Annotated in this window: 11 protein-coding genes; 6 read left to right on the top strand and 5 right to left on the bottom strand. The window is 67.1% G+C overall.

Going from position 1 to position 19,246, the window contains the following annotated elements; translation table 11 throughout:
* The first annotated feature begins 139 nt into the window (after positions 1-139).
* From MHEC_RS12390 to MHEC_RS12380, 3 genes are read left to right on the top strand one after another with little or no spacing between them, the layout of a single operon-like run.
* Positions 140-2,158, top strand: coding sequence for a serine/threonine-protein kinase (locus tag MHEC_RS12390; RefSeq protein WP_048892302.1), 2,019 nt, complete (start codon positions 140-142; stop codon positions 2,156-2,158).
* A 36-nt stretch (positions 2,159-2,194) separates the two neighbouring features.
* Positions 2,195-4,363 (top strand): excinuclease ABC subunit UvrB, encoded by a 2,169-nt coding sequence (gene uvrB, locus MHEC_RS12385; RefSeq protein ID WP_048892303.1) that lies wholly within the window; start codon positions 2,195-2,197, stop codon positions 4,361-4,363.
* Positions 4,360-5,766, top strand: coding sequence for an MFS transporter (locus MHEC_RS12380; protein ID WP_048892304.1), 1,407 nt, complete (start codon positions 4,360-4,362; stop codon positions 5,764-5,766). The genes uvrB and MHEC_RS12380 overlap by 4 nt, the downstream gene beginning before the upstream one ends.
* 21 nt (positions 5,767-5,787) lie before the next feature.
* Here the strand turns inward: MHEC_RS12380 and MHEC_RS12375 are convergent, their stop codons facing one another.
* Complete coding sequence (locus MHEC_RS12375) at positions 5,788-7,353, bottom strand: mannosyltransferase (RefSeq protein WP_071700300.1); 1,566 nt, start codon at positions 7,351-7,353, stop codon at positions 5,788-5,790.
* 310 nt (positions 7,354-7,663) lie between these two features.
* On the opposite strand from MHEC_RS12375, the gene MHEC_RS12370 reads away from it, so the two are divergent.
* Positions 7,664-8,107 carry a universal stress protein gene (locus tag MHEC_RS12370; RefSeq protein WP_048892306.1) on the top strand — a complete coding sequence of 148 codons (444 nt, stop codon included), beginning with the start codon at positions 7,664-7,666 and terminating at the stop codon, positions 8,105-8,107.
* Here the strand turns inward: MHEC_RS12370 and lnt are convergent.
* Positions 8,092-9,543 carry an apolipoprotein N-acyltransferase gene (gene lnt, locus MHEC_RS12365; protein WP_048892333.1) on the bottom strand — a complete coding sequence of 484 codons (1,452 nt, stop codon included), beginning with the start codon at positions 9,541-9,543 and terminating at the stop codon, positions 8,092-8,094. The two genes, MHEC_RS12370 and lnt, sit on opposite strands and share 16 nt — an antisense overlap.
* 52 nt (positions 9,544-9,595) lie before the next feature.
* The gene (locus MHEC_RS12360) at positions 9,596-10,273 is read right to left on the bottom strand and encodes an MBL fold metallo-hydrolase (RefSeq protein ID WP_048892334.1); all 678 of its coding nucleotides are present in this window, start codon (positions 10,271-10,273) and stop codon (positions 9,596-9,598) included.
* A gap of 46 nt (positions 10,274-10,319) precedes the next feature.
* Here MHEC_RS12360 and uvrA point away from each other — a divergent pair, with 46 nt between their 5' ends.
* Together uvrA and MHEC_RS12350 are read left to right on the top strand one after the other, a co-directional pair.
* Positions 10,320-13,226, top strand: coding sequence for an excinuclease ABC subunit UvrA (uvrA, locus tag MHEC_RS12355; protein WP_048892335.1), 2,907 nt, complete (start codon positions 10,320-10,322; stop codon positions 13,224-13,226).
* A 364-nt stretch (positions 13,227-13,590) separates the two neighbouring features.
* Positions 13,591-14,370, top strand: a complete 780-nt coding sequence (locus MHEC_RS12350) for a DUF2127 domain-containing protein (RefSeq protein WP_048892307.1) — start codon at positions 13,591-13,593, stop codon at positions 14,368-14,370.
* A gap of 27 nt (positions 14,371-14,397) precedes the next feature.
* Here the strand turns inward: MHEC_RS12350 and MHEC_RS12345 are convergent, their stop codons facing one another.
* Both MHEC_RS12345 and lysX read right to left on the bottom strand, forming a co-directional pair.
* Complete coding sequence (locus tag MHEC_RS12345) at positions 14,398-15,879, bottom strand: alpha/beta hydrolase (protein WP_099869054.1); 1,482 nt, start codon at positions 15,877-15,879, stop codon at positions 14,398-14,400.
* A 32-nt stretch (positions 15,880-15,911) separates the two neighbouring features.
* Positions 15,912-19,217, bottom strand: a complete 3,306-nt coding sequence (gene lysX / locus MHEC_RS12340) for a bifunctional lysylphosphatidylglycerol synthetase/lysine--tRNA ligase LysX (RefSeq protein WP_048892308.1) — start codon at positions 19,215-19,217, stop codon at positions 15,912-15,914.
* Positions 19,218-19,246 lie beyond the last annotated feature (29 nt).

Below are 19,246 nucleotides of genomic sequence, written 5' to 3'. Positions count from 1 at the left end.
ATAAGTGGCATCCGGCGACGCGGGTCGCATCCGTGGGCATGATGCGAGGGGCGACGCATGCGCCCGATGCGTTTCGCTGGGACCGACCGGCCCGCAACAACACCGACATGTACTGCCGAGGAGGGGGCAGCAACGGCAGATGGACGAGATGCTCGGCGCCACCAGCCGATGGGAAATCACACGGCGAGTCCGAATGAGCCGGGCACGCGCTGGGCAGGCACTGCGGACAGGGTTTCAGTCGGTTCCATCTCTGGCCGCTGCCTACCTGTTTCACCGCATTCCGCTGCCCCGGCCCGCTTCCGGCGGAGAGTCGGACTGCCCGGCGAAGAGCACCGGCCAGCGCCGCGCCGTCAGCAGCGGGAGGGCGTTCGCCGGATACACGATCTTGCGACCGCTGGGCGCCGGCGGGATGGCCGAGGTGTATCTGGCCAAGCACCCCAGGCTGCCGCGCCGCGACGTGCTCAAAGTCCTCGCCGAGACGATGACGGCCGACGATGAATTCCGTGAGCGATTCAACCGGGAAGCCGATCTGGCTGCGACGCTTTGGCATCCGCACATTGTCGGAGTGCATGATCGCGGCGAGTGCGACGGACAGTTGTGGATTTCGATGGACTACGTCGAGGGCACCGATGCGGCCCGGCTGGTCAAAGAGCGTTACCCGAACGGAATGCCGGCCGAGGACGTGTGCGCGATTGTCAGCGCGGTGGCAGATGCGCTCGACTACGCTCACGATCGGGGGCTGCTGCACCGGGATGTGAAACCCGCCAACATCCTGCTCACCCATCCCAACCGTGAGGACCGCCGAATCCTCTTGGCGGACTTCGGTGTAGCTCGTCATCTCGGTGACATCAGCGGCATCACAGCCACCAATGTCGCTGTGGGAACCGTTGCCTATGCAGCGCCCGAACAGTTGATCGGTTCAAACCTCGACGGTAGGGCCGACCAATATGCTCTGGCCGCCACGGCATTTCACTTGCTGACCGGTGTCCCACCGTATCGGGACTCCAACCCGATCGCGGTGATCGGTCAACATCTGCACGCCGACCCGCCTAAGCTCAGCGACTATCGTCCGGACTTGGCCCACCTCGATGACGTTTTCGTCAAGGCTTTGGCCAAAAAGCCTGAGGTGAGGTTCGACCGGTGCCGGGCGTTTGCGGCCGCCCTCACCGACCGGGCCGCGAGCACCTCGAAGAACGGCCGGCGCACCGGAAACAGCGGGCGACGCGGCGGCCGAGTCCGTGCCGCGGCGCGACGATTCCGGTCAGCTGCCGTGCTGGTGTCTGCTGCGGCGGTCGCGGCCGCCGTCACCTGGTCGGGCCCGCGACACGGGGAGCCTGGCAGGCCCGGGCCGCAGGCCGCGCCGGACTCGTCAGCCGCCGCGAGTGCACAGCTGCCCCCGGCGCCGAGGCTCGACGGCACCTATCGATTGGACTACGACCGCAAAAAGCTGGCCTCCAACGGTGTTCCGTTACGGCACAACGGCGTCCAGACCAGCTGGTGGGCATTTCGGTCGTCGTGCACCGCTGCAGGATGTGTGGCCACCGGGACCCGGCTCGACGACCGTACCCATCAGCAGGCCACCAGCGGGGCCGGCGGGCAACCGGGCGTGCTGCGTTTTGTCGGCGGGTACTGGCAGGCCATGCCCAGGCAACGGCGGGTGCGGTGCCGGCCACCCGGCACCACGGCCGTATCGACTCAGACCGAGGCGGTTGTGTTGTCGTTGGTGCCGCAACCCGACGGCACGCTGCGGGGCATGCAGACCGAAACCGTGCACAGCAACGAATGCGGTGCGCAAGGTGCGGTGCTGCGCATTCCGGTGGTCGCGGCCCGGGTCGGGGATGTGCCGCCGACGGTGACCGTGGCCGACCCGGCGACGGCGGCTGACCGCCCGACCGCAGCGGCCACCGCGCCGGGGCCACCGGTGCTGGGCGGGGTCTGCAACGACGTCGACAAGCTTGGCTATGACTCCACCACCAACGAGCAGGTGGTGTGCGAGGGCAACACCTGGGGCAAGGCGCCGATCACGGCCGGGGTTCACACGACCGGATCTTCCTGTGACCGACCCAACATCCCGGTTTTCGCCATGTCGACCTCCGACGACGGCTACCTCATCGAATGCGATCCGGCCACCCGGGTGTGGAGCCGCCCCCGGGGATAAGGCGGGTTGTCGTGGGCCCGGCCTACTCTGGATTTCATGGCTTTCGCTACCGAGCATCCGGTGGTCGCACACTCCGAATACCGCCCGGCCAAAGAGGCCGTGGAGGGATTGGTGCGCACCGGCGGCCGCTTCGAGGTGGTCAGCCCACACGCCCCGGCGGGCGACCAGCCGGCCGCCATCGACGAACTGGAGCGGCGGATCAGGGCGGGGGAGAAGGATGTCGTGCTGCTGGGTGCCACCGGCACCGGCAAGTCGGCCACCACCGCCTGGCTCATCGAACGCCTCCAGCGGCCCACGCTGGTGATGGAGCCGAACAAGACACTGGCCGCGCAGATGGCCAACGAACTGCGAGAGATGTTGCCGCACAATGCGGTTGAGTACTTCGTGTCGTACTACGACTACTACCAGCCAGAGGCCTACATCGCGCAGACCGACACCTACATCGAAAAGGACAGCTCGATCAACGACGACGTGGAACGGCTGCGGCACTCGGCGACCTCGGCGCTGCTGTCTCGCCGCGACGTCGTGGTGGTCGCCTCGGTGTCGTGCATCTACGGCCTGGGCACGCCCCAGTCGTATCTGGACCGCTCGGTCGAGTTGAGGGTGGGCACCGAGGTGCCGCGCGACGCGCTGCTGCGGCTGTTGGTCGACGTGCAGTACACCCGCAACGACCTGTCGTTCACCCGCGGCTCGTTCCGGGTGCGCGGTGACACCGTCGAGATCATCCCGAGCTATGAGGAGTTGGCCGTCCGCATCGAATACTTCGGCGACGAGATCGAAGCGCTGTACTACCTGCACCCGCTGACCGGTGAGGTGATCCGGCGGGTCGACTCGCTGCGGATCTTCCCGGCCACCCACTACGTCGCCGGCCCCGAGCGGATGGCGCATGCGATCTCCACCATCGAGGAAGAACTGGCCGAGCGGCTGGCCGAGCTGGAAAGCCGGGGCAAGCTGCTGGAGGCCCAGCGGCTGCGGATGCGCACCAACTACGACATCGAGATGATGCGCCAGGTCGGGTTCTGCTCGGGTATCGAGAACTATTCGCGGCACATCGACGGCCGCGGCCCGGGCACCCCGCCGGCCACGCTGCTGGACTACTTCCCGGAAGACTTTCTGCTGGTCATCGACGAGTCGCACGTCACCGTGCCGCAGATCGGCGGCATGTACGAAGGCGATATCTCGCGCAAGCGCAACCTGGTCGAATATGGCTTCCGGTTGCCGTCGGCCTGCGACAACCGGCCACTGACCTGGGAGGAGTTCGCGTCGCGGATCGGGCAGACGGTGTACCTGTCGGCAACGCCGGGCCCGTATGAGCTCGGCCAGACCGGCGGCGAGTTCGTCGAGCAGGTGATCCGGCCGACCGGGCTGGTGGACCCCAAGGTCGTGGTCAAGTCGACCAAGGGCCAGATCGACGACCTGATCGGTGAGATCCGCAAGCGGGCCGCGGCCGACGAGCGGGTGCTGGTGACGACGTTGACCAAGAAGATGGCCGAGGACCTCACCGACTACCTGCTGGAGATGGGTATTCGGGTGCGCTATCTGCATTCGGAGGTCGATACGCTGCGCCGGGTCGAGCTGCTGCGCCAGCTGCGGCTCGGTGAGTTCGACGTGCTGGTGGGGATCAACCTGTTGCGGGAGGGCCTGGACCTGCCCGAGGTGTCGCTGGTGTCGATCCTCGACGCCGACAAGGAAGGGTTTCTGCGCTCCACGCGCAGCCTGATTCAAACCATCGGGCGTGCGGCCCGCCACGTCTCCGGCGAAGTGCACCTGTACGCCGACACCATCACGGACTCGATGCGTGAGGCGATCGATGAAACCGAGCGGCGCCGGGCCAAACAGATCGCCTACAACTCCGAGCACGGGATCGACCCGAAGCCGCTGCGCAAGAAGATCGCCGACATCCTCGACCGGGTTTACACCGAAGCCGAGGACACCGAGACCGTCGAGCTCGGTTCTGGGCGTGCCGTGTCCCGCGGCCGACGGGCCCAGGGCGAACCGGGACGCACGGTCAGCGCCGGCATTGTCGAAGGCCGCGACACCGCCAACATGCCGCGCGCCGAATTGGCTGATCTCATCAAGGATCTCACTGAGCAGATGATGGCCGCGGCGCGAGACCTGCAGTTCGAGCTGGCCGCGCGGTTCCGCGACGAGATCGCGGACCTGAAGAAGGAACTGCGCGCCATGGATGCTGCCGGCGTCAAGTGAGCTCGCCCACCGCCGTCGTCGGCACCGGCAGTTGGCGGGCGCTGCTGGGCCGCCGGTATCTGGGGATCTCAACGCTGCTGGCAGGCGGTGTGGCGTTGTACGCCATCAACGAGTTCCTGACGATCAGCCTGCTGCCCAGCACCGTCGCCGACATCGGCGGCGAGCGGCTCTACGCCTGGGTGACGACGCTGTATCTGGTCGGATCGGTGGTCGCGGCTACCACGGTGAATGCGGTGCTGCTGCGGGTGGGCGCACGCTGGGCCTACCTGGTGGGGCTGGCCGTGTTCAGCCTCGGCAGCCTGGTGTGTGCGGCCGCGCCGAGAATGGAGGTGCTGCTGGCGGGCCGCACTCTTCAGGGCGCGGCCGGTGGCCTGCTGGCCGGTCTGGGCTATGCAATCATCAATTCAGCGTTGCCGCAAGCACTTTGGACGAGAGCCTCAGCGCTGGTGTCGGTGATGTGGGGGGTCGCCACGGTGGTAGGACCCGCGATGGGTGGTTTCTTCGCCCAATTCGGGTGGTGGCGCTGGGCGTTCGGCGCGGTCGCCATGCTGACCGCGGCGATCGCCGTCTCGGTGCCGGCGGTGCTGGCAGCGGGCCGCGTCGACCATAGCGCGGTTCGCGCGACCAGAATTCCCGTATGGGCGTTGCTGCTGTTGGGCACTGCCGCGCTGGCGGTCAGCGTCGCCGAGCTTCCCCACGATCTCGGCGCGACCGCAGCGCTGCTGGCCGCCGGCGCGCTGCTGGTGGTGGTGTTCGTCGTCGTCGATCGGCGGCTGCCCTCAGCGGCGTTGCCGCCCAGCGCGTTTGGGCCGGGCCCGCTGAAATGGATTTACCTGACCCAAGCGTTGCTGTTGGCCACCGCGATGGTCGACACCTATGTGCCGCTGTTCGGCCAACGGCTGGCGCACTTGAGCCCGGTGGTGGCGGGCTTCCTAGGTGCGGCGCTGGCCGTCGGCTGGACGGTGAGCGAACTGCTCAGCGCGTCACTGAGCAACCCGCGCCTCATCGCGCGCGTGGTCACCGCAGCACCCGCGGTGATGGCGGTCGGGTTGGCATCGGGTGCGCTCACCCAATCCGACGACGCGCCGGTCGGGGTGGTCGCGGTGTGGGCCGTGGGCCTGCTGGTTGCCGGGACGGGGATCGGCGTCGCCTGGCCGCATTTGTCGGCGTGGGCGATGGGCTGCGTGGACGACCCAGCCGAAAGCGGCGCCGCGGCCGCCGGCATCAACATCGTGCAACTGATCTCCGCAGCAGTGGGCGCCGGGCTGGCCGGTGTGCTGGTCAACGAGGCCCACGGGGGCGCCGTCACGGAGGCCCGTTGGCTGTTCACCGTTTTCACGGTGCTGGCCGCGGCTGGCGTCGCGGCTTCCCGCTGCGCCACCCGCGGGCAGCTCTGCGCTTAGTTACGTTGCGGCGCAATATGATCAGCGTGTCGACTTGAGCACCTGGGTCCGGTGCAGCTGCCAGCGCTCGACGATGCGGAAGCCGAGCCTGCGGGGAAACTGATAGGCCGGCGCCCGCCCGAATACCGGCCCGGGAGGCAGCGATCGTCCGCTCTGATGGGCGGGCAGTGTCGTGTCGTGGTTGGTGATGGTCCACACCGTGGTGCACTTGCTGAGCTTGTCCATCACCAGCCACACCGCGACGTGGCCGTCCCACAGTGTGCCGTGGTCAGGTCCATAGGCACCCCGTCCCACGTCCACCAGCGGCCGGAAAGCGGCCGGCCGGGTGGCCAGTAGTGCGCGGATCGGCCCGGGTGCCCAAACCACCGTGTTGTCGACCAGAAGGCAGTCGCCGGGGGATGCATGCGCGCTGACGACGTCGGCGACCTGACTGTAGTCCCAGCCCTCTTTGGCGAATGGGCTGCGTTGCGACAAGAGGTAATTCGGGAACGCGGCGAGGGCGAACCCGATCAACATGGCCGCGACGGCCCGCGGATTCGTCGTGATCGTGACGATGCACACCGCCAGTACGACGGCCATCGCTGGCGCGGTGAAGAACAGGTAGCGCGCGTAATACATCGGCTCGCTGAGTGCTGAATAGACCAGGCTGACGGCGGTGGGGATCGCCATCCACGCCGCACATATCAACAGCAGCTCGCGCGTCTTGCCAGCGGGCCGGCGCCCCTTGGTGATCCGCAATGCGGCCGCGGTGGCGATCACAACGGCCGCCAGTAGCGCGAACGGGACACTGTTGTCGAAGTACTGGTGCTGTGTGACGTCGATGACGTTGTGCCAGTTGAGCGGAAAGATCCAGGCCACCTGATACCGCTGCCCGTGTGCGAACAGCATGAACGGGGTCAGCGCAGCGACCGCGACGCCGGAAGTGATTGCCCACCACATGACGGCGGCTTTCCGGCGGGTGATCACCGGCAGCACCGCCGCGTAAGCGGGCACCAGCAGCACCTCGTAGACGTGCAGCAGCACCGATAGCACCAGCCCCAGGGCGTAGAAGAGCCACAACCATGCCCGGTTGCGCCGCGCCGAGGCGATTAGCAGCACGGTCAGCCACACCGCGGCGGCCGCGGAAAACGCATAGGAGCGTGCTTCGACACCGGCCCAGGTTGCCCGCGGCAGGATGGCGAACACCACCCCCGCGCACACCGCGGTGGTGCGCGGACAAAACTGCTTGGTGAAGACCACAACACCCGCCGCGGCGGCGCCGATGGCCAGACAGCTCGGCGCGCGCGACCAGAACTCGGTCGGGGGAAACAACGTGAACCACCCGTGCATCACCAGGTAATACAGGCCGTGCACGGCGTCGATGTGGCCCAGCAGCCGCCACAGTTGCGCGAGGGAACGGCTCGCGGCGGCCGAGATCGTCGCCCCCTCGTCGAACCACAGCGACGGGCGACTGGCGCCCGCGCCGCTGACGATGACCGCCAGCAGCGCAACCGACAACGGGTCGCGCAGCCTGCCGGGACGGGGGCGACGCACCGGCGCTGCGGCGACCGCCGCCGCGGCGGGCTGCTCGACGATCGACACGGACATGGTGATTGTCACTTTAGGGATGGTGTGGTGAGCCTGATTACCTCCGTCGGCGCGGCTTAAATCACCCCGCACCCCAGATATCGAGCCCGCCGCCGGGAACTCCGCCGCTAGTGAACTTGTAATAGGTTGTGGCACAACGACTTTTGACAAACCCGCACTGCTCGATCGGAGTGGGGCGCAGCGCAACGGGGCCGACCACCTCGTTTGGGGTGGCCGCCCGGGCCCGCAGCGTGTCGCAAATCGGACCCCCCGCATGCGGCAAAGGGTTACTGTCTTGGGTTGGCGTAGCAACCGACATCTGGGAGGGTAAATGAGCGCCTATCAGACCGTGGTGGTAGGAACCGACGGCTCGGACTCCTCGCTGCGCGCGGTGGACCGGGCAGGCCACATCGCGGGCGCGGACGCGAAGCTGATCGTCGCGTCGGCGTACTTGCCCCAACCAGAGGATGCCCGGGCCGCCGACGTCTTGAAGGACGAGAGCTACAAGGTCTCCGGAACCGCGCCCATCTACGCGATCTTGCGCGAGGCGCGGGACCGGGCCAAGGCAGCCGGTGCGAAGAACATCGAAGAACGGGCGATCGTCGGTGCACCCGTCGACGCGCTGGTCGGACTTGCCGAGGAGGTGGGCGCCGACCTGCTGGTCGTCGGCAACGTCGGATTGAACACGATCGCCGGCCGACTGCTGGGCTCGGTGCCGGCCAACGTCTCGCGCCGAGCCAAGACCGACGTATTGATCGTTCACACCACCCCGTAGTCGCCACGCCGCCGGGACCGTAAAGCCACGATCGAAGCCGTCCCCGCAATCGAGAACGCCAGCGCCAGCACCCATTCGCCCAGCCGCTGGTACATGGTGGTGTATGAGCCCAGCGGAACGTCGACCACCAGTACGCCACGATCGGTTGACCCGCACCAGCTCAGTGTCCGGCCGCGCGCGTCGAACGCCGCACTGTCCCCCGATAACCCGGCATGTACCGCCGGGCGGCCCACTTCGGCGGCGCGGACCGCGACCGCGCTCGCCAGCTGCGGTTGCGCCCAGGTTCCCTGAAATGTCGACGTCGAGCTTTGGTATGCCAGCAATTGCGCGCCCCGTTGCACGTCCCGGCGGGGCAGATCCGGAAACACCGCTTCGAAACTGATCAATGGCCCGATCGTCAGCGAGCCGGCGCGCAGCACCTCCGGCCCGCGCCCCCGGCCGCGGTCCTGGCCGGCGGCCCTGGTGTGCCGGGTGAGCCAGCCGAGCAGGGGGCGCAACGGCACGTATTCACCGAACGGCACCAGCCGGGTCTTGCGGTAGATGCCCCGCGGCCCGTTCGGCCCGACCAGCACCGACGACTTGTAGATTCCGCCGGCCGGGGCGGGCGCGTCAACGTTGACGAGCAGGTCCGCACCCACCTTTCGGGCCAGCTCCGTCAGCTGCCGCACATCGTCGGGGTGGCTGGCGGGATCGACGGCGACGCTGCTCTCGCCCCACACGACCAGGTCTATCCCTTGCCCGGCCAACGTGGCGGTCAGCGCTTTGCCGGCCTCCTCACGCGCCACGGCGTCGTCGATGACCCCGGGCTGCACCAGCGCAACCCGCGCCGCCGTGCCCGCCGCCGGCGTTGTCCCCCACAGGAACCACGCCGGCCCCAGCCCCGCGGACGCCACGGCGATCACCACGCAGCTGAGCCGACCGGGCAGGCGCCGGCACACAAGTGCGCCGACGATCGCGGTGTTGGCTGCGACGAGCAGGAAACTGGTCAACCACACCCCGCCGAGTGCGGCGGAGGTCAGTGTGGCAGGCTGGTTCCACTGCGAGGCGCCCAGCGCAGCCCACGGACCACCGAGGCTGGGCCATGACCGCACCGCCTCCGCCGCCACCCACGCGCTGGGCAGCACGACGACCGCGGCCAGCATCCGACGCGCCGTCACCCGTCGGCCCGAGAACAGCCAATGTGCCGCCCCACCCCACGGCACCCACAGTGCCCCCAGCACGGCCGCCATCACCGCGAGAAAAGGCCCGGCGCTGGGCAGCAGCCAGTACTGCGTGGTCAGCACGTAGCCGGCCAGGCCGAGCCACGCCCGTATTCCGGCGTCGAGCGTCGTCGGCGCTGCGCGCACCACCAGCAGCAGCGGGACCAGCCCGACCCAGGCCAGCCACCACTGCGCCGGCGCCGGAAACGCCAACGCGGGCAGCGCCCCGAGCACCAGCGCCGCCGCAGATCCGGGCAGGCGCCCCCATTGGCGCGCGCTTCTCGTGGTCCTACCAGCCGCGCTCGCGCCACTCGGCCAGATGCGGACGCTCCGCACCGAGTGTGGTGTCGTCGCCGTGACCGGGGTAGACGACGGTGTCGTCGGCGAAGCGGTCGAATACCCGGGTGATCACGTCGTCAAGCAGCTGCGCGAAATCACCGGGCTTCCAAGTCTTTCCGACGCCGCCGGGGAACAGGCAGTCGCCGGTGAACAACTGCGTGACGTTGCCGGTCGCGGGCCCGTCGAGGGCCAGCGCGATGGACCCGGGCGTATGGCCCCGCAAGTGGAGAACATCGAAGTTCAGTTTGCCGATCTGTACCGTGTCGCCGTGGGCCAGCAGACGATCCGGCTTGACCGGCAGGGGGCCGGCGTCGATTTCGTGTGCCGCGGTCGGCGCGCCGGTGGCCTCGGCGAGTGCGTGCAGCGCTTGCCAGTGATCCCAGTGCTGGTGGCTGGTGACGATCAGCGACACCTTGGGGGCATAGCGCCGCACCAAGTCGACTAGGACGTCGGCGTCGTTGGCCGCGTCGATCAGCAGCGTCTCGCCGGACTCGGAACATGTCACCAGGTAGGCGTTGTTGTCCATCGGGCCCACTGATGCCTTGACGATCGTCGCGCCCGGCAAGGTGCGCCGCGCCGCGGTGCCCGGATCAACGTGGCCGGTGTAGTTGTCGTTGACTACAGGCATAGCCGACAGGTTACTGCTGTCGGTGCTGGCACCTAGCATGGGAGCGATGGCCGAGCGGTTGATTGTCAAGGGTGCGCGCGAGCACAACCTGAAAAGCGTTGACCTCGATTTGCCGCGCGACGCGTTGATCGTCTTCACCGGGCTGTCCGGCTCAGGAAAGTCGTCGCTGGCGTTCGACACGATCTTCGCCGAAGGGCAGCGGCGCTATGTGGAATCGCTGTCGGCGTACGCCCGCCAGTTCCTGGGTCAGATGGACAAGCCCGACGTCGACTTCATCGAGGGGCTGTCCCCGGCGGTGTCCATCGACCAGAAATCGACCAACCGCAACCCACGTTCGACGGTCGGGACCATCACCGAGGTCTACGACTATCTGCGGCTGCTGTATGCCCGCGCCGGCACCCCGCACTGCCCGGTGTGCGGCGAGCGGATCGCGCGGCAGACACCGCAGCAAATCGTCGACCAGGTGCTGGCCATGCCCGAAGGCACCCGCTTCCAGGTGCTGGCACCGGTGGTGCGCACCCGCAAGGGCGAGTTCGTCGACCTGTTCGAGAAGCTCAACACGCAGGGCTACAGCCGGGTGCGAGTCGACGGTGTGGTACATCCGCTGACCGATCCGCCGAAGCTGAAGAAGCAGGAGAAACACGACATCGAGGTCGTGGTGGACCGGCTGACCGTCAAGCCCAGCGCCAAGCAGCGGCTCACCGAATCGGTGGAGACCGCGTTGAGTTTGGCCGACGGCATCGTGGTGCTGGAGTTCGTCGACCACGCGCACGACGCCCACAACCGCGAACAGCGGTTCTCCGAGAAGCTCGCCTGCCCCAATGGGCATGCATTGGCCGTCGATGACCTTGAGCCGCGGTCGTTTTCGTTCAACTCACCCTACGGCGCCTGCCCCGAATGCACCGGGCTGGGCATCCGCAAGGAGGTCGACCCCGACCTGGTGGTGCCCGACCCGGAACTCACGTTGGCCCAGGGCGCGGTGGCACCCTGGTCTGTGGGGCATGCCGCCGACTACTTCACCCGGATGATGGCCGGGCTCGGCGAGGCGATGGGCTTCGACGTGGACACCCCGTGGCGCAAGCTTCCGGCGAAGGCGCGCAAGGCGATCCTCGAAGGCTGCGACGAACAGGTGCACGTTCGCTATCGCAACCGCTACGGCCGCACCCGGTCGTATTACACCGACTTCGAAGGCGTGATGGCGTTCCTGCAACGCAAAATGCAGCAGACCGAGTCGGACATGATGAAGGAACGCTACGAGGGTTTCATGCGCGACGTGCCGTGCCCGGTATGCCGGGGTACGCGGCTCAAGCCGGAGATCCTGGCGGTGACGCTCGCCGCAGGGGACCGGGGCAAGAAGTCCATCGCCGAAGTGTGCGATCTGTCGATCTCGGACTGCGCAGACTTTCTGCGGCACCTCACCCTCGATCCCCGTCAACAAGCCATCGCCGGACAGGTGCTCAAGGAAATCCTGTCGCGGCTGGGTTTCTTGCTCGACGTCGGGTTGGACTACCTGTCGCTGTCTCGGCCTGCCGCAACGCTGGCCGGCGGTGAAGCACAACGCATCCGGCTGGCGACGCAGATCGGTTCTGGCTTGGTGGGGGTGCTCTACGTTCTCGACGAGCCGTCAATCGGCCTGCACCAGCGCGACAACCGCCGTCTCATCGAAACGCTCACCCGCTTAAGGGATTTAGGTAACACGCTGATCGTCGTCGAACACGACTTGGACACGATCGCACATGCCGACTGGATCGTCGACATCGGCCCGGGGGCCGGGGAGCACGGCGGCCAGATCGTGCACAGCGGACCCTACGACGAACTGCTGCACAATAAGAACTCGATCACCGGCGCCTACCTGTCCGGTGCGGAAAGTATTGAGGTACCGGCAATTCGGCGGCCCGTCGACAAGCGGCGCCGGCTCACCGTCGTGGGCGCCCGGGAGCACAATCTGCGCGATATCGACGTATCCTTCCCGCTCGGGGTGTTTACCTCGGTGACCGGCGTCTCCGGCTCCGGAAAGTCCACACTGGTCAACGACATCCTGGCCGCGGTGCTGGCCAACAAACTCAACGGCGCCCGCCAAGTTCCGGGCCGCCACACCCGGGTCACCGGGCTCGATCACGTCGACAAACTGGTGCAAGTCGACCAGTCGCCGATCGGACGCACACCACGCTCCAACCCGGCCACCTACACCGGCGTATTCGACAAGATCCGGACCCTGTTCGCCGCCACCACCGAGGCGAAGGTCCGCGGCTATCGGCCGGGCCGGTTCTCGTTCAACGTCAAAGGCGGCCGCTGCGAAGCATGTTCGGGTGACGGCACCATCAAAATCGAAATGAACTTTCTGCCGGATGTGTATGTGCCCTGCGAGGTGTGCCATGGTGCGCGCTACAACCGGGAAACCCTCGAGGTGCACTACAAGGGCAAGACCATCGCCGAGGTGCTCGACATGTCGATCGAGGAAGCCGAGGATTTTTTCGCGCCGATCACCGGCATCCACCGGTATCTGCGCACGCTGGTGGACGTTGGCCTCGGTTATGTGCGACTCGGGCAGCCGGCGCCGACCCTGTCCGGCGGTGAGGCGCAACGGGTAAAGCTGGCCTCCGAACTGCAGAAGCGCTCCACCGGTCGCACCGTTTACATCCTCGACGAGCCCACCACCGGGCTGCATTTCGATGACATCCGCAAACTGCTCCGCGTCCTCAACGGCCTTGTGGACAAAGGCAATACGGTGATCGTCATCGAGCACAACCTGGATGTGATCAAGACGTCGGACTGGATCATCGACATGGGGCCGGAGGGTGGTGCCGAGGGCGGAACGATCGTGGCGCAAGGCACACCCGAGGACGTCGCGGCGGTACCGCAGAGTTACACCGGCAAGTTCCTGGCCGAGATACTGGGGGTGCCGGTCAACGCGGCGCCGCGGCCCAACCGGCGCCGCTTGGTCGGCGCGTAGCGCGTCTTATCGCGCCGAGTGTGCAGGTTGTGCTCGACAAATCGGCGAAATCGCGCTTACAAGCTGCACACTCGGCACAGCAGCCTCAGCTCGGCGCTGCCGTGGACAATCGCGATTCGCACGCTGTCGAACCAGAACATGAGTTCGTCGGCTCGCCCAGCGAATCGAATGTCGGTACGCCCGAGGCGTGGTATCCGGTATCGGGGTCAGCCATTTCGGATGCCGGCGTCATCTGGAGGACCGGTAGGGGATAGGTTCGGCCGGTCAGGCATCTGGACCTGCCGCGCCGCTACCCGCGGAAACCTCGGCTGTCGACGAACCAGACCCGGCTGCGGGTCAGCCGCTGGTGACATAGCGTGCTCTCATGATTGATTTCGCCCTGCGATCGTGCGGGCTGCGCGGGCATGCGACGTTTGCCCCCGATGAGCCGCGGCTACGCGACCGGCTAAAGGCCGACACTCCGGCGGGTGAGGCATGGCGGTGTTTGCGCTGCGAAACGTTTGTGGTCGGCCCTCCGCGGCGGAGCGGTCCGGCCGACACCGCTCCGGAGATCCCGCGCGGGAGATTGCTGAGAGACCGGACGTTGATGCGAGCGCTGGCGGTCGAACGCGCGATTCGCGGCGCCGTGTTTGTGGTGCTGGCGCTCGGTGTAGTTGAGATTCGTGGGCGGCGGACACGGCTGCAGCAAGCGTTCGACCAGGACCTTCCGTTGATTCGACCGTTGGCCAACCAGATCGGATGGGATCCGGACAACTCGAAAATCGTTCGCCATATCGCCCACCTCTTCACGCTGTCGTCGTCGACGTTCCTGTGGATCGCGATCGGGTTCGCCGTGTACGCCGCGATCGAGTTTGTCGAAGCTGTCGGGCTGTGGCTGGTGGCGCGATGGGGCGAGTATTTCGCGGTGGTCGCCACCAGTGTGTTCCTGCCTCTGGAGATCTACGAGCTCACTGAAAAGGTGACGGCTCTTCGGGTTACCGCATTTCTGATCAATGTCGTCGCGGTGGTGTGGCTGCTGTGGAGCAAACGGCTTTTCGGGCTCAACGGCGGCGGCGAAGCCTACCGCGAAGAGCATCGAACAGAAAGCCTGCTGACCGTCGAGCGGGCGGGTCTGCTCGAAACCGCCGGGCAGACCGGCGATTAGTCGCAAGACCGGCCGACGTCATCGACGCTACTTCTGGGCGCCGTGTCCCAACGCCCCCCGGGCAGGTGCGGCTGGCGGTGGGACAGCGGGAGACGACAAGCTGGGCAAGGGGATTCGCGCCACACTAGGAGTACCCACCTGGCCGGCCAGCCATGGCAATGCGGTCGTGAAAGCCCGGCCCGCGAACGGCCAGTCGTGTTTGCCGGGTTGGGCGATCACGGCACAGTCGATGCCGTGGGCGCGACCCAGCGTGCACAGCGATTCGGCGGCCACGGCCTGCTCATTGGGGTGAGCGGCTGTGGCGTGGCCAACCCCGTCGGCGGTGCCGACCGCCGTGAGACTGCGGTGCGACCTCACCGCGCCGTCCGAGTTGACCGCGAACCAGCCGGAAACTCCGGTGTAGGAACCGTGCCGTTTGATCACGGTGGTCGGGTCGAAGGCGGCCCACGCGTCGGCATTTCCGCCGAACAACCGGGCGATGGTCTGTGCCCTGGTTCCCGAACTGGGGCCGAGGTCACCGGCGATGTCGACAAACGTGCTGAACAGCTCCGGATGCATCACGGTCAGATCCACCGCACACGTTCCGCCCATCGACCAGCCGACGACTCCCCAGTTGGACCGATCCGGGCTAACGCCGAAGGTCGACACCATGAAGGGTGGCACGTCTTTGGTGAGATGGTCGGCGGCGTTGCCGCGGCTGCCGTTTACGCATTCGGTGTCGTTGTTGAACGCGCCCCCGGAGTCCACGAACACGAACACCGGCGCGTTGCCGCCATGAGCCGCAGCGAACTCGTCGATGGTCGTCACCGCATTTCCGGCGCGCAGCCAATCGGCCGGTGTGTTGAACTCACCGCCGATCATCATCACGGTGGGTAGCCGCGGCGGCGGCGTGCTGGCAAACCATGCCGGCGGCAGGTACACCAGCTCGCCGCGATGCTTGAAATGAGACGCATCGGCGGGGATGATCACCGGGACCACGCTGCCGCGGGGCGGAAGCGCCGGCTTGCCGGCCATCGCCGCGATGGTCGTCTTGTCGGTCTGGTCCGGCAGCGGACCGGCGGTGACCTGGTTCCACGCCGCCTGCACCGTCGGGAAATATCCCACCCACTCGTTGAGCGCCAGCGCGGCGCTCAGCAAGCACAGCGGCACTGCCCCGATCGACGCCGCGCGTCGCCACCAGTGTGCGCTGCGCCAGCCCAGCAGCAACGCCGCTGCGGCGGCACCGGTCAGCGCAACCCACAGCCACAGGGTGAGCGGCGCCGGATCGTCAGCAAGACCGTCGGTGTCGATAAACCATCGCACCCCCACCGCGACCGCGAGTCCCACAACCACCGCGACCGGAAGCCTCAGCATCCACCAGCGGCGCGACCGCCGCCCGACCGCCAACACCAGCACGACCGCGGTCAGCGCCTGGATCGTGACCGGCAGCCACCCGTGCATCAGCGAGGTGTGCTGACCGACCAGCAGCGGCGCGGCAATCGTCGTCGACGAAACTGGCACATCGTTCATTGCCGTTCATTCTGGCGCATGTGCACAACGGTTCATCGCGGCTTGGCCAAGGGGAACGGGAGGGTCTCGCGGATGCTGCGCCCGGTGATGAGCATGACGAGGCGGTCGACCCCCATGCCCAGACCGCCGGTGGGCGGCATCGCGTATTCCATCGCCTGCAGGAAATCCTCGTCAAGCTCCATGGCCTCGGGATCGCCGCCCGCGGCTCGCAACGATTGCTCCTGCAGGCGGCGGCGCTGCTCGACCGGGTCGGTGAGCTCGGTGTAGGCGGTGCCGAGCTCGACGCCCCAGGCCACCAGATCCCAGCGTTCGGCCACACCGCGCTTGCTGCGGTGCGGCCGGGTCAGCGGCGAAACCGAGATCGGGAAGTCGATGTAGAAGGTGGGCTCCTCGGTTCGGGCCTCGACCAGATGCTCGTAGAGCTCCAGCACCAGCGCCCCAGCGTCCCAGCGCCGCAGATACGGGATGTTGGCGGCGTCGGCCAGCTTGCGCAGTGTCGCCAAGTCGGTGTCGGCGTCGATGTATTCACCGAGCGTCTCGGACACCGCTTCATGCACGGTCTTCACCGGCCACGTGCCGGAGATATCGACCGGCTTATGGCTGTTGCCGTCGCCCGCCGGACGCAGCACAATCGGTTCACCGTGCGCCGCCTCGGCGGCGTTTTGGATCAGCTCCCGGGTGCCGTCAACCCAGGTCCGATAGTCCGCGTGCGCCTGGTATGCCTCCAGCAGCGTGAATTCAGGGTTGTGGCTGAAGTCGACGCCTTCGTTGCGAAACGCCCGGCCCAGCTCAAACACGCGCTCAACACCGCCGACACACAGCCGCTTCAAGTAGAGCTCGGGTGCGATCCGCAGGTACAGGTCCATGTCGTAGCTGTTGATGTGGGTGATGAACGGACGCGCGCTGGCGCCGCCGTGGATCTGCTGCAGCACCGGCGTCTCGACTTCGACAAACCCCTTGGCGAACAACGTCTCCCGCAGCGAACGCAGCACCCTGCTGCGCACGGTGATCAACTCACGCGATTCGACGTTGACTGCCAGGTCCAGGTAGCGGGTACGCACCCGGGCCTCGGCGTCGGTGAGTCCCTTCCACTTGTTGGGCAGCGGACGCAGGCACTTGCCGATCAGCCGCCATCGGCGGACCAGCAGCGAGCGCGTGCCGGTCTTGCTGTACCCCATGTGGCCGGCGACTTCGACCAAATCGCCGAGATCAACCACTCTGGTGAAGTCCGCGGCACGGCCCGTATCCAGCAGCGAATTATCAAGCAGCAGCTGCATTTCAGCTGACCAGTCGCGCAGTTGCGCAAACAGCACGCCACCGAAGTCGCGGATACGCAGCACGCGGCCCGACACCGAAACCCCGGCCTGGTCATCGGCTGCCAACGCCTGGGCGACGGTATGACTGGGCGGGCAGCCCACCGGATAGGCGTCAATGCCCTTGCCCTGCAACGTCTTCAGCTTATCCAGCCGCACCCGCATCTGCTCGGGCAGCCGGGCCCGCGGCTCTTCGGCCCCGGAGACCTGAATCCGCCGCAGGGCGGACAGATCCGGGGCGCTGCCGTCCTGGTGCAACAGTCCACTCGCCGCTAATGCCCGGGGCACCGAAGGATGGTGGCCGGTGTGCTGCCTGTTCCGCCGGGTGAAAGGCAACACGAGAAACCCCTCGGCGATGACCGATGCCACGCCGACACGCGGGATCATCCGTGCGTCCTCGTAGCAGGCGTACCGAGGCACCCATTCCGGTTGGTATTTCTCGTTCGAGCGGTACAGCGTCTCCAACTGCCACCAGCGCGACAGGAACACCAGCAGTCCGCGCCACAACCGTGCGATGGGTCCGGCACCCAACTGGGCACCCTGCGCGAATGCGGAGCGGAACATCGCGAAGTTCAGTGAAATACGGCTAATGCCAAGACGTTCAGCGTGTAGGGCCAGTTCGCTGACCATGAGTTCGATGGTGCCGTTAGGGGATTGCGGTGATCGGCGCATGAGATCGAGGGACACCCCGGTGTGCCCCCAGGGCACCAGCGACAGCATCGCCACCACGTCGTGGTCGGGCCGCAACGCCTCGACCAGCAAGCAATCGGAGTCGGCGGGGTCGCCGAGCCGGCCCAAGGCCATCGAGAAGCCACGCTCGGTTTCGGTGTCCCGCCACGCGTCCGCGCGTTCGATGACGTGCACCATCTCGTCAGGGGAGATCTCCAGGTGCCGACGGATGCGCACGGTCAGCCCGGCGCGTCGGGCCCGCGTGACGGCCTGGCGCACGCTGCGCATCTGCGGGCCGGACAGTTTGAAGTCCGCGGTGTGCAGAATGGCTTCATCGCCGAGTTCCAAGGCGTTCAAGCCGGCGCGCCGAAAGGCTTGGGCACCTTGTGAACTCGCGCCCATGACACCCGGCGCCCAGCCGTAGGACTGGCACAACTGCAACCATGCGTCAATGGCCTGCGGCCACGCGTTGGGATCGCCGATGGGATCGCCGCTGGCGAGGCAGACGCCGACCTCCACCCGGTAGGTGATGGCGGCGCGCCCGTTGGGGGCGAACACCACAGACTTGTCGCGGCGGGTCGCAAAGTAGCCCAGGGAGTCGTTGTGTCCGTACAACTCGAGCAGCCCGCGGATCGCGGATTCGTCTTCGCCGGTGAGTGCGTTTTCGGCGCGCTGGGATTGAAACAGCACGATCGCCGCGGCGATCAGCGCCAGCGCGCCGAACAACCCGAACAGCGCGTTGAGGATGACGTCCGGCCTGCCGTGAAACAGGTCCGGGTCGGCCAGGGCGAACCCGATGACCCGGTTGACGACGTATGGCAACCGGTCCTGGCGAGCCAGCGAGCCGGGAAACAACTCGACCAGCCCCCAGGACAGCAGGATCGCGATCGCCCACCCGGCGAGCAGAACCCCGGCCGCCTTGTACAGCGCGCCGCGGCGCACCTTGGCCCAGAACTCCCGGTAGGCCAAGACCAGCAGGATGATCGCGGCCACGTGCAGGGCAAGCCCGAGATTCTCGCCGAAGGTTTCCAGCCGGGTGTTGTCGCCCGCCGCCAGGTCCGCGACGTTCAGTCCGGCGGCAATGAGCAGGTTGCCCAGCAGCGCCCACCAGGCGATGCGCTTGCGCGCCGTTAACGCGCCGGCCAGCAATGCCAGCACAAACGACCACGCGAAGCTGGTGTCGGGAAAGTTGAAAACGTAGTCGTTGATGAACTCTCGCGGGACCTTGATGACCCACCGGATCAGCGGTGACACGCTTGCCACCAGCGACAGGGTGGCGATGACACCGACGGTCCAGCCGGCTGCCGCCGGAACCCAGTGGTACCGGGAGGCCGGCCGGCTCGTGGTTACGGTCACAGACCGCGAGGATATTCGCTAAACCTGGG

It is taken from the genome of Mycobacterium heckeshornense (assembly GCF_016592155.1).
GTDB classification, from domain to species: Bacteria; Actinomycetota; Actinomycetes; order Mycobacteriales; family Mycobacteriaceae; genus Mycobacterium; species Mycobacterium heckeshornense.
The sequence above is the reverse complement of the archived record's forward strand: the minus strand, read 5'-3'. Positions and strand labels throughout refer to the sequence as shown.